At 46.3% G+C, this 12430-nt stretch carries 8 protein-coding genes; 6 read left to right on the top strand and 2 right to left on the bottom strand.

Going from position 1 to position 12430, the window contains the following annotated elements; genetic code table 11:
* Positions 1-2: 2 nt before the first annotated feature.
* From I2H74_RS14505 to I2H74_RS14495, 3 genes are all read left to right on the top strand, one after another.
* Entirely contained in the window at positions 3-1049 is a 1047-nt protein-coding gene (locus I2H74_RS14505; RefSeq protein WP_229106681.1) for an ABC transporter substrate-binding protein, read from the top strand.
* 414 nt (positions 1050-1463) lie between these two features.
* Complete coding sequence (locus I2H74_RS14500; RefSeq protein ID WP_195574807.1) at positions 1464-2477, top strand: asparaginase; 1014 nt, start codon at positions 1464-1466, stop codon at positions 2475-2477.
* Positions 2478-2616: 139 nt separating this feature from the next.
* Positions 2617-4923 carry a helix-turn-helix domain-containing protein gene (locus I2H74_RS14495; protein ID WP_229106680.1) on the top strand — a complete coding sequence of 769 codons (2307 nt, stop codon included), beginning with the start codon at positions 2617-2619 and terminating at the stop codon, positions 4921-4923.
* Between the two features lie 452 nt (positions 4924-5375).
* Here I2H74_RS14495 and clpP read toward each other — a convergent pair whose 3' ends face one another.
* A complete protein-coding gene (clpP, locus tag I2H74_RS14490; protein ID WP_324254077.1) occupies positions 5376-5954 on the bottom strand; it encodes an ATP-dependent Clp endopeptidase proteolytic subunit ClpP in 579 nt (192 codons plus the stop codon).
* Between the two features lie 408 nt (positions 5955-6362).
* On the opposite strand from clpP, the gene I2H74_RS14485 reads away from it, so the two are divergent.
* The 3 genes from I2H74_RS14485 (at position 6363) to I2H74_RS14475 (ending at position 9903) form a co-directional block, all read left to right on the top strand.
* On the top strand, positions 6363-7895 hold the full coding sequence (locus tag I2H74_RS14485; protein ID WP_195574805.1) for an extracellular solute-binding protein: 1533 nt from the start codon (positions 6363-6365) through the stop codon (positions 7893-7895).
* 100 nt (positions 7896-7995) lie between these two features.
* Positions 7996-8964, top strand: a complete 969-nt coding sequence (locus I2H74_RS14480; protein WP_229106679.1) for an ABC transporter permease — start codon at positions 7996-7998, stop codon at positions 8962-8964.
* 63 nt (positions 8965-9027) lie between these two features.
* On the top strand, positions 9028-9903 hold the full coding sequence (locus tag I2H74_RS14475; protein WP_195574801.1) for a carbohydrate ABC transporter permease: 876 nt from the start codon (positions 9028-9030) through the stop codon (positions 9901-9903).
* A 104-nt stretch (positions 9904-10007) separates the two neighbouring features.
* On the opposite strand, the gene I2H74_RS14470 is transcribed toward I2H74_RS14475, so the two are convergent.
* Entirely contained in the window at positions 10008-12362 is a 2355-nt protein-coding gene (locus I2H74_RS14470) for a helix-turn-helix domain-containing protein (protein WP_229106678.1), read from the bottom strand.
* Positions 12363-12430 lie beyond the last annotated feature (68 nt).

The following is a 12430-nucleotide window of genomic DNA, read 5'->3' as shown; positions in this document are numbered from 1 at the left end:
GATTGAACAAAAAGAAATGGTTTGCTGTCGTATTGACAGGGTTGTTTGCGCTCACGCTGCTCGCAGGCTGTTCTAACAGCGGGAAAGAAACGCTGAACTTGTACAGCTGGGTAGATAACTTTGACGAAGATATGATCAAAAAGTTCGAGGAAGAGAACAATGTGAAGGTCAACTACACGAACTTCGCAAACAACGAAGAGCTGCTTGCCAAGCTGAAAGCTGGCGGAGCAGACTATGATCTTATTCAACCATCGGACTACATGGTGGCAAGCATGATCAAGCAAGACCTGCTTGAGCCGCTTGATTTGAATAACATTCCGAACTTTCAATACGTAACAGACCGTTTCAAGAATCCAGAGTATGATCCAGACAATAAATATTCCATTATCTATACCAGCGGTGTGACGGGTATTGCGTACAACAAGAAGTACGTTACCGAAGCGCCTAAGCATTGGGAAGATCTTTGGAATGAAAAATATAAAGGCAAAGTCCTTCTGCTCGACGACAACCGTGAAGTGATCGGGATGTCCTTGAAAAAAGCAGGCAAGTCCAACAGCTCCACAAACGATGCGGATATTGCAGCAGCAGTAGATGACTTGCGTACACTTGTACCTAATGTCCTTGCATTTGATACAGACAGCATCAAACAGAAGATGATCGCGGAAGAGGGCTGGATTGCAATGATGTGGTCTGGGGACGCTGCATTTACACAGGCAGAGAACCCTGATATCGAATTTGTCATTCCTGAGGATGGCAGCACCATCTGGTCGGATAACTATGCGATTCCAAAGGGTGCGAAGAACAAAGCCCTTGCAGAGAAGTTTATCAACTTCATGCTTGATCCTCAAAATTCTGCGAAGAACTATGAGTCGATCGGATACAGCAATCCTGTAACGGAAGCGAAGCAGTATCAAAGCGAAGAATACAATAACAACCACATGATCAACCTTACAGATGAAGAGCTTGCACGCACAGAGTGGCTCCTTGATGTGGGTGACAAGATTCAAATGTACGATCGCTTCTGGACGGAACTGAAGAGCGGACGTTAATAGATGAGAAAAAGCGCCTATAAGTTGTTGCAAACAGCTTCTAGGCGCTTTTTTTGCATAGCTGAAGCAAATGGGAAGGAATAAAATACAAAATCACTTCCGTTTACTCGGCATATTTCTATATATGTGCACTTTTTCTTACATTATTAAAGATTTAATTGTGAAATGTAACAATTGGGATAGAAAAAAAGTGATAAATTTGTTAAAATGCAAAGTAGAAATTGGATAAAAACACGATTTCATGTGACATTTTAGCATTTAAATGTAAGATTATTGAAGACATCCCTAGGTTGTAAAATAAAGGGTTTGTGCAAGCGGTTACATCTGCGAAAAAGCAGCTGCTGATTCTAACGTATTCCAGTATCGCGAAAGACAAAGGTCTTTTGCTAGAGGATAAACAAGGAGTGCTGAACAATGAAAGCTTATGACGGATTCGAAGTACTAGTTCAAGAATACCGTGAAGGGATTCTGGAGAATATCCATTACGGTGCCATTACAGTCGTGAATGATAAAGGCGAAGTCATTCATCAAGTCGGCAATCCCGACCATGAAACCTATCTTCGCTCTGCGGCAAAGCCGTTTCAAGCTCTTCCGGCTATGAAGCGTAATGTGGATGAGGTATATGGTTTGACGAGTGCGGAAACCGCGTTGTTTGCTGCCTCTCATCGCGGGGAAGACTATCACATTGAGGCGCTTCTATCCATTGCGAAGAAGACGGGGATTCGAGAGGAACAGCTCTATTGCTGTGCGACATACCCACTGAATGAGGATGCGAAGGCAGAGCGTCTGCGCAACCGCGAGGAGAAGAGAAGAATCTTCCATAACTGCTCCGGTAAGCACATGGGACTTATTGCATTAGCAAAGCATATGGGCTGGGACGAATCCACATACTATGAGCTGTCTCATCCGATTCAGCAAGAAATTATTCAATCTTTAGCAGAACTTGCGGAAGTTCCAGTAGAGAAGATTGGCATCGGCATTGACGGCTGTGGACTTCCTGTTCACACACTGCCACTGAACCGTATCGCGCTTGCCTACTTGAAGCTTGCCAATCCAGATATGATTCAAGATGAAACGACACGCAAAGCTGCCGCCAAAATTGCACAGCGCATGAATGAGAATCCGAATATGATTGCGGATCGCAAATTCGTTTGCTCTGCTCTGCTTAAGGATCCAAACATCGTTGCTAAGGGCGGTGCGAAAGGGGTATATGGAATCGGACTTCGCAAGGAGAGAATCGGTATCTCCCTGAAAGTATCGGATGGCTCCGAAGCGGTATGGCCTGTTATCATAGCTACGATCCTAGAGCGAATCGGCTACGATAATCAAGAAACGATTGACCGCTTATATGAGGTCGTTCCGAATACGATCTATAACGATGGCGGCCTCGTTGTCGGTGAACGCAAAGCGGTATTTAACTGGTCTTAGATGAATGAGTCCCGTTCCTCAAAGAACCATGATTCTGCCGATCAAGGCAGCATGAATGAGGGACGGGACTTTGTGGTTTATTAGAACGAGACACTTTTATGCATGCATCATGCTATTTATTATTATCTGGAGGGATCAAATGAGATTGAAATGGGACCTGTTGAAATCGAAGTTGTTCATCCGATACTTGTTATCCTATTTACTGATCTCACTAATACCACTGATTGTCCTTACAAGTGTTATCTATAACAACTCCGTAACGGCACTGCGTGAAGAGATTGAGCTTGCGAATATTAATCAGCTGAAGCAAAGCCGCAACATTATGGATACGCGTATGTCGGAGCTGTATGATATTGCATCACGGATTACCTATGACGAGCAGCTGACGCCGTACATGGTGCATGATCCTTATTATTCGATGGAAGCTACCAATGCACTGCGGAAATATAAAGCAAGCAACTCCATTATATCGGAGCTGTTTCTTTATTATCATGGCGACAGTGGGGTCTACTCATCGCGTGGTGTAACCGATATCCATACACTGCTTGGACAAGTCTATCAATTCAATAATTGGAGTATTGAGCAGTTCAAGCAGGATATTAATGAGATCAAGCAGCCGGTTATCCGCCCTGTAGATAAGGTTGTCATCAATGGATATGATACAAGCTCAATGCTCGTGTATCTTGTGCCTATCCCTCCTAATGATACGGCATCCGCACATGGTACAGTCATGTTCTTTATGGAGGAGTCGGTATTCTCCAGCCTGATGGATCCGATTCTGAAGCAGTTCCAAGGCAGGGTGTACATCTTCGATCATGAAGGAATGCTTATTGCTTCCAGAAGTCATGGCAACCGCGAGAATGATATGAATCTGCAGGAGCTTGCAAAGCTTGGCGAAGGGACACACAACATTAAAGTCAATCAGGAAAGCCATTCGGTTGTCGTCGTCAAGTCAGAGACAAACGGCTGGACCTACGTTGCTTCGCTGCCAAGCGATCAATTTTTTGATCGTGTGCAGCATATCAAGTCCTACATCTGGCTTGCAGCCACCATCGTTATTCTTGGCGGTGCATTGTTAGCGGTATACGTGGCCAAGCGTCAGTATCATCCGATTCATGATCTGCTTCAATTCGTGAAGAAGAAAAACGAACTTGTAGATGCTGAGCACATCAAAGGACAGACGGAATTCGATTGGATTAAAAATACGCTGTCCATTTACAGTGATCGTGTGGATATTCAAGAGCCTTACGTACGGAACCAGTATCTCATGACCCTGCTGCGGCGAGGGGCGCCAAATGATGAGGAAGCCGACCAATTGTTCAAGATGCTGGGCCTTACTTTGAATGGCACGCACATTTTCGTAGCAATGATCGCATGGGAAGAAGCGCCGGATCAGCCATATTCCGTTCAGGATCGAGAGTATATGATTCAGATGCTGACAGAAGTAGAGATGCCAGAACGGCAGATTCACCTTTATGGCGTGGAGCTGGCTAAGAGAGATCAGATGGCGCTGATCATCAATATGGTACGTGATGAATCCATCAGCATTCAAGCCCAGATGGAACGCGTCATCAACGATGTATACATGATGATTCGGGAGAACTCCTCCTTAATCTTGTCCATTGGAGTAGGCAGCAGCTATACAACCTTGGAACAATTGAACCAATCCTATATCGAGGCCGCTACTGCGCTTGAATATCGGATGATTCACGGTAAAGGAAGCGTGACCTTCTTCGATACTATTTCGGTTCGCCCAGAACAGAACTTCTGGATACCGAAGGATGGGCTGCTGAAGTTGACGCAATCCTTGAAGCAGGGAAATGCCAAGGTTGCAATGGACACGCTTCATTCGATGTTTGATGAGCTCAAGGAGCAGCAGCTGTCGATTGCTCTGCTTCGCAGCATGAGTTTCGATATTATTAATACGGTCATGAGAACGGCATCGGATCTAGGCATTCAGGATGCGGCGCAGTACTTGCCGGATATTTCACAGTATGAATCCTTGGAAGAGCTGGAACTGAAGCTTGGCGAGCTGTCAGTCTATATTTGTAATCAAATGGAGAAGATCGAAGAGACGGAGCAGCGCACCCTGCTTGATGAGGTTATCTATTATATCGACCAGCACTATGCAGAATACTCCTTAAGCTTGGAGCAGCTGGCTGAAGAGTTCCGCGTATCCGTCTCTTATCTTAGTCGTTCCATTAAGGAAAAGACGGGCGAGACGTTCTCCCAATATGTATGGCATCTGCGGATGAATGAGGTTATTCGTCTGATCACGACAACAGACCAACCGCTAAAAGAGATCATTACGCAGGTCGGCTACCACGATGCACCGAACTTTATCCGTAAATTCAAAAAAGAAATGGGTGTAACACCTGGGCAATACCGGAAAAATGCCGGAATGAACGTTGAGGATGGAGAAGAATCAGACAACGCGGATGAATAGGCAGCTTTCAATCATTTTATCTGTTTTTAAGGTTTCTCTCAGTTTACTTTAAGAAAAACGCGTTATTCTGATAGTGGACCGAATGACAGATCATGAATTGCAAGGAGGGCTGCCGCTTAAACTTCATGACCTTGGACAGGATATAGCATCCGATGCACAAGGAATCCGTTTCATCTTTCTCATGGTTTTACAGTTTACCCCTAGAACATATATTTGGCCGCATCGTCTCGTGAAACGATGCGGTTTTTTTTGTATAACAGGGAGCTACCAATTGTTAACATGGGGGAGTTTCCATTGAAGCATTTAATGAAGATGAGCGACTGTGAAGACAGATTACTTTTTATGTAGATATCGTGATTTAGTCTTACCTAAATTGATCCTTTATTCTATGGAAAAAGAGGACCGTAATGGTCCTCTTTTATGTGTGTATGTTGTTATAAGGAAACATACGATTATTTCTCTAATACTTTGTCGATTAATCCGTAAGCTTGAGCCTCATAAGCTGTCATGAAGTTGTCGCGGTCTGTATCGCGCTCAATCACTTCAAGCGGCTGGCCTGTGCGCTCGGACAAGATACGGTTCAAGTGATCGCGCATCTTCAGGATACGGCGGGCACGAATCTCGATATCGCTCGCTTGACCTTCAGCTCCGCCAAGCGGCTGGTGAATCATAACCTCACTGTTCGGCAGCGCGTAGCGTTTGCCCTTTGCCCCCGCATTCAGGAGGAAGGCTCCCATCGAAGCTGCCATCCCTACACAGATGGTTGATACATCAGGCTTAATGTGCTGCATTGTATCAAAGATCGCCATTCCGGCCGTAATCGATCCGCCCGGGCTGTTAATGTAAAGCGAAATATCCTTATCCGGGTCATCCGCAGCTAAGAACAAAAGTTGTGCGATAATGGAATTCGCCACAACATCATTAACCGGTGAACCCAAGAAAATAATACGGTCTTTCAGCAAGCGAGAATAAATGTCATAAGCTCGCTCCCCGCGATTCGTCTGCTCGACAACCATAGGTACTACACTCACGTATAACCCCTCCTATGCTCCAATAGCTAAAATATACACCATTTACGCCTAGTTTAAACGGTGCTTCATGTAATAAAATAGGTCTTCTTTTTGTTGCTGATAACATCATATCGCAAAAGTTTTGAAAAGTCAAAGATGGTCAAACAAATCATCAGAACCCTTGCGCCATAAGGCGTTGCAGGTATGTGTATCAAGTTTTGCAGCTAAAAGGAGCCTGCAAAAGATGAGCATCAAAAAGTGAACGTTTTCGATTCATCGTGATGCTAGGTATGATGATGGCAAGGGAGGTGCTTGGCAAGACAATCCATGCACTAGCAGGAAACATAGGCTTAACCTTTTAGAGTATGATGTTTTTTTCGATCAAACGCATTTGAATCAAAGAGAAAAAATCATGGGGAGGTTGTATTCATGAAAAAAATGATGGCCCTGCTGCTCGCATGCACCATGGCGATTGGCCTGTTATCCGCGTGCGGTTCAGGTTCTGGCAGCTCTTCTGAATCTCAAGGCAACAACTCAGACACCTCGACATCTTCTGAAAAGAAATACTCTGTAAGCGCGATGAACATCCTGTACGGTGCAGCACCGCCAACAACGAACAGCTCAGGAATAAAAGCAATTGAAGAACGCTATAACATCGAATATAAATATATTCCGGTCGCGGCTGGAGATTACAACAATAAAGTAGGCGTAACGGTTGCATCCGGCGACATGCCTGATCTTATGCTGCTAGAAGATACGTCGCCAAGCTACTTCAACTGGGTGCAGAACGGCATGTTCCTTCCATTAGAAGACTATATCAAGGATTATCCGAACCTTAGCAAGATTCCACAAAGCGTATGGGATACCCTTACGACAGACGGACACATCTATGGCATTCCGCGTTTAAGAGGTATTCCGTTCCATGCGATGGCGATTCGCCAAGACTGGTTGGATAAGCTGGGTATGAAGATGCCAACCACCTATGATGAGCTTTACGAAGTTATGAAAGCGTTCTCTAACAATGATCCAGACGGCAACGGCAAGAAGGATACTTACGGCTATGCGCTTGATGGAGATTTTAGTGGCGCCAACGGCCTGTTCGGTTCAAACCGCGCGCTTCGCACCGGCTGGTATGATGACGGCAATGGCGGCATTCAGCACGGCTACCTGATGCCAAACGCCAAAGCGTCAGTTGAGTTTATGATGAAGGCTTATCAGGATGGTCTCGTAAGCTCCGACTATACGATTAAGAAAGGCGCTCAGGCAGAGGAAGATTTCTTAACGGGCAAAGCCGGTATTATTGGCAACTGGGCCTATACAGCTTACACAACCGCTCGTATGGATAAGGCTCTCTCTGTAAATCCGAACTTCAAAGTTGCTCCAATGCCTCCGTTAACAGCAGCAGATGGATACAAAGGAAATGGTACGGCGGCTGGCTATTATGGATTCTTCGTTATGCCGGTCACGCTTGGCAAAGAGGAAGACAAGGTTAGAAAGCTGTTAAGCATCTTGGATGACATGATGAGCGAAGAGGGCGCTACCTTTATGCAATGGGGCATCGAGGGTGAGCATCATACTGCTGATAATGGCACGAAGGTACTAACGGAGAAGGGTGCAACTGAAGGCCCAGGCAAATACTTGCTCACAAACCACTCGGCTGAAGGGGAATGGATCTTTAGCCCGGACGATACAGAATTAACGAAGGGTCTGAAAGACGAAGCGTTCAAGGTGGCAATGGAGGGAGAGCCCTATGCGGACCTGTCTGTAGGTCTCTATTCGCCAACAAATGCAGAGAAGGGGAAAGAGCTCGGCCAATATCTATTGGATGAAACGAACAAGATCGTAACGGGCCAACGTCCATTAGATGATTATGACAAGATCATTCAAGAGTGGAAAAACCGCGGCGGCGAGCAAATTATTCAAGAGATGAACGAGGCGTACAAGAAGCGTCTTGGTCAGTAACCATCGTTAGGTTCCATGTCATGGCCCTGGTCTTACACGGTTAAGGCTGGGGCTCATGTTTATACACCGAGCGTGAACGTACTTAATGGAGGTGGAAGAGATGTCCGTTGAAGCAGCAACCTCTTTGTCTGTTCCGGCGAAAAAGCAGAAAAAGCCGAAGAACAGCTTGAGTCGCATTTGGAAAACGTTTTGGAACGAGAAATATTTATGGTTGATGGCGCTGCCGGGAATTCTGTTCTTTCTCATCTATAAATATTTGCCGATGCTTGGCGTTATCATTGCCTTTAAAGATTACAACTTAATGCTTGGCATCTGGGACAGCAAATGGGCAGGGCTTAAGCATTTTTATCGTATCTTCGAAAATCCGGACATTGGGCGCATTTTTGTCAATACGTTGATTATTAGCTTCTATCAGATCGTATTCGCATTTACGATTCCCATTGTTCTTGCCATCATGATATATGAAGTATCCAAAAATGCGTATCGGCGCATCCTTCAAACCGTATTCTATATGCCTCACTTTCTATCATGGGTTGTGGTAGCCGGGATCTTCTATCTCATCTTCCGCAGCGACGGCGCGATGAATTCGGTGCTTGCAGACATGGGGCTTGGCCCGATTAACATCCTATCGAATCCCGAGAACTTCCGAATCATGCTTGTGCTTCAAGTGATCTGGAAGGAAGCTGGCTGGGGGACCATTATTTATCTGGCCGCCTTGTCCAGCATTGATCCGGCGCTCTATGAAGCAGCTAAGATCGATGGAGCTTCTCGCTTCCGTCAAATCTGGCATATTACGCTTCCGGGCATCCGCAGCACGATTGTCGTTCTCTTTATCCTTCGCTTAGGCAGTGTGCTTGATGTTGGATTCGAGCAGGTCTTCCTGATGCTGAATCCTTCTGTCCGAGAGGTAGGCGAAGTCATTGAAACCTATGTGTATCAGGTGGGGGTTGTGAATAGCAACTTCAGCTTCTCTACGGCGGTTGGCTTAATGAAAGGCCTTATTGGTCTCGTGCTGATATTCGGGGCGAATAAGCTGGCCAAACGCATGGGTGAGCGCGGTGTATTCTAAGCGTCAAGAAGCACCCTTTCCACACATATGTGATACACGGGCATCATGAAAGGAGCGATTAAGATGATAAAACGGGCAACGATAGGAGATCGTTGGTTCAACGCAATCAATGGCATCTTGCTTATCTTGTTTGCACTGGTGACGATCCTGCCGATCATTCACGTATTCGCGATGTCTTTCGCGACGGTGGAGGAAACATTGTCAGGCAAGTTTATTCTATGGCCTTCTGAATGGACGACGGAGGCGTATAAATATATTTTTGATACAGGCGTTTTCTTCTTGTCGCTGAAAAATACCGTATGGATTACGGTGATCGGTACTTTTATTAACGTTATTGTTACGGCATTGCTTGCCTATGTGTGTTCGCGGCAGCAGTTCAGTGCACGCCGTGTCATCATGTTCTTGGTGCTGTTCACCATGCTATTCGGCGGCGGAATGATTCCTACATACCTCGTTGTTAAAGGAACAGGCTTGATCAACTCGCTATGGGCATTGATTCTGCCTGGCGCTGTATCCGCCTTTAACATGCTGGTTATGCGCGATTTCTTCGAATCGCTGCCTGAAGAGCTGATCGAATCGGCGCGCATTGATGGCTGCGGCGATCTGCGTATTCTGTGGCGCATCGTTATGCCGCTCTCGCTTCCGATTCTTGCGACGTTTACGCTATTCTATGCAGTAGGGAACTGGAACCAATATTTCTCCGCGATTCTGTATCTTAATGATCCAGACAAGTGGCCGCTCCAGATTCTGCTGCGCCAGGTCGTGCTGGTTGGACAGGCGGACATCTATTCCAACCTAGATCCGACAGTTCCGATCCCGCCATCCCTATCGATTCAGATGGCAACCGTCGTACTGGCTTCCTTCCCGATCGTGGTGCTGTATCCGTTCTTGCAGCGATACTTTGTTCAGGGGCTGACGCTGGGTGCAGTCAAAGGATAAACAAGACAAAAAGCAGTATGCGCTCGCAGGTCACGCAGCATACTGCTTATTCGTCATTCCTTCCATAATGTCAGGCGAACGGGTAGCGCATGACAAATCAAGCACTATTCTTCGTCCTTATTGAACTGCTTGCGATACTGTCCAGGTGTCATGCTGGTTGTTTTCTTGAAGGTCCGAATAAAGTTTTGCACCGAATTGTAGCGCAGCTTGTCAGCGATGTCTTGAATGCGCATGTCTGTATCCGTAAGCATAAGCTTCGCCTGCTCGATGCGGTAATGGATCACATAGTCGACAAAGTTCTGGCCAGTATGCTTCTTGAATAGGCGGCTTACCTGGAACGTATTCATCTTCATCCAGTCCGCGCAATGCTGAAGCGAGATGTCTTGATCATAATGCTCGTGAATATATTGAACGAGCTGGCGAATCTGTTCGGCTTGTGCCGGCTGAGACTTCTCTGCCAAGCATTCACGGATGACATTGAAGATCGAAGTGATGAAGAAGGCTTCTACTTCTCCTAGTGTTTGCTGTGCCGACAGGCTGCTTAACAAAGCCCGGTGCCGCTCAGGGGTCAATACAATGCTGTGATGCACCTGCATGCAGCGATAGATAGAGCCAATAAGCTGTGAGAAGAAGCCGTGAATAGATTGCACGGAGAACACGGCACCATCCCTCAAGCCTTCCATAAGCTGAATGAACTCGGCTTCGGCCTCGTCGACCTGAGACAGCTTGAGCTTATCCAGAATCTTGTAGGTCGATTCAGCGATATCTTCGAATTGCATACTCATCGCTGGATCGAGCTCATTAATAAAGATCGTCCGCTCTTCGTGAAGCACGAAGCGATAGCGGGCTGCTTGATCGGCCTGCTTATAAGCCTCAGGCAATCCTGTTAGGCCTTGCAGGGAATAGGAGACCGACAATGTTGCGCTCAGCTTTAAATACTGCTGAATCGCCTCAAGCAAATGGTTGCTGGCTTTTCTTAGCTGATCGGCTTCTAGGGCATCGCTCCGTGCAACCAAAATGAGAAAGCGTCCAGGCTGCATCATGAGGGTATGGATGCTTCCATAGGTGCTCATCACTTCGTGCGCCATATTCTCGATAGCAAAGTAGAGCAAATATTGATCGTTTTGCGGATATTGCGCATACAGCTTCCATGGGTCAAATTCAAGCAGAATAACAGCAATATAGGTATCGTTTGGCACGAATCTAAGATCAGAGCGTGCATCCGGCTCCTGTACATTGCCAAGCAAGTATTGATGTAGCGTATGGGATTCCATCTTATCTTTGTAGCGCTCCAGATTCTTCTCCAGCTGCTGATTGTGGCGAAGCATGGTATGTATGGCGCGAGTGACCTGTTCAATCTCGTTATGCATATTGGCGTTATCGCTATCTTCAGAGCCGCCCTGCTTAATAGCTTGAATGGAGCGGGTCAGGTTCCGCACAGGTCGATACAGCGATGTAGCGGCATGGAGCGCAATAAGCGCTGCGATCAAGACAAGCAAAGCTGCGACGCTGTATATCCATAGCTTCACATGATCGACATTGCGGTACAACTCTGCTTCCGATATGGAGGAGACATAGTACCAGTTCTGATTGCGGGCTGGCAGCACGCTCATGATGGAAGGTGTCCCGTTCAAGGACATCTTTACAGGCTCTAAGGCTTCCGCCTGCTTAATCTGCGCAAGGTTCGGCTCGCTTAGACGAGTGCCGATATCATTGCGGTCATTGTGAAAGACGATCTGACCGCTTTCATTTACGACGAATACCTCGTGCGTATCATAGCTGTTTTTCGAGGCAAGCTTGTTGCCAAGTGTATCTGCGTCAAGATAGGCAATAATGGCGCCCGTTATCGTTTTCTTTGTTGAGGAGTCCTCGGCGACAGGACGAATGAGGGTCAATACATTTTGATTGATCCGTGTATTGGCCGGCAAGCTGGTGCGTGTATCGATCCATACCCCTTGAATAGACAGCTGTTTGGCCTTATCCAATGCTGCAGGGTCACGGAATTGCTCCTCGGTCAGAAACTGGTTGTCCGAGGTGAGAATCTTTTTGGAATGGAAGGAATAGAAGTCAACTTCAATCACATGCTCCATTCCGCTCCGTATATTTACAAGAATGCTTTTAATCTGGCGAAAGGTATCGATATCAGTAGCTGACAGCTCTTTGCTGGCGTACTGCGTTAAGATACCCATATAATCGCTTCGACTGGAGTAAGTATATTGAAGCAGAAGCTCGTCGATCTTCTTCAATTGATCGTGCATGCGATCCTGAGCATTCTGTACCAGCATTTTATTGTACATCGATGCTTGATCTTGAATCGTAGAGGTCAGGATGTTCGTAATAAACAGCCCAAAGACAAGAACCGGAATGGTAGACAACAGCAGCATGTAAATAATGAGCTTCTGCTTATGATAGATCGGGCGTCGAAGCAGAGGGATTTTAGCAAACATGTGTTGTATCAAGGGCGACCCTCCTGGTGGATTCCAAATCCTTCTATGAATTAGTATAAGTCGACATGAAATCGCTTGCA

Origin of the sequence: Paenibacillus sp. 1001270B_150601_E10, assembly GCF_015558675.1 — a bacterium.
Lineage (GTDB): Bacteria > Bacillota > Bacilli > Paenibacillales > Paenibacillaceae > Paenibacillus_B.
This window is presented reverse-complemented; position numbering and strand designations above follow the sequence as displayed.

Coding starts and splice junctions, on each gene's coding strand:
- I2H74_RS14475 (WP_195574801.1), top strand. CDS start 9,028: ATGATAAAACGGGCAACGATAGGAGATCGTTGGTTCAACGCAATCAAT.
- I2H74_RS14495 (WP_229106680.1), top strand. CDS start 2,617: ATGAGATTGAAATGGGACCTGTTGAAATCGAAGTTGTTCATCCGATAC.
- I2H74_RS14480 (WP_229106679.1), top strand. CDS start 7,996: ATGTCCGTTGAAGCAGCAACCTCTTTGTCTGTTCCGGCGAAAAAGCAG.
- I2H74_RS14485 (WP_195574805.1), top strand. CDS start 6,363: ATGAAAAAAATGATGGCCCTGCTGCTCGCATGCACCATGGCGATTGGC.
- I2H74_RS14500 (WP_195574807.1), top strand. CDS start 1,464: ATGAAAGCTTATGACGGATTCGAAGTACTAGTTCAAGAATACCGTGAA.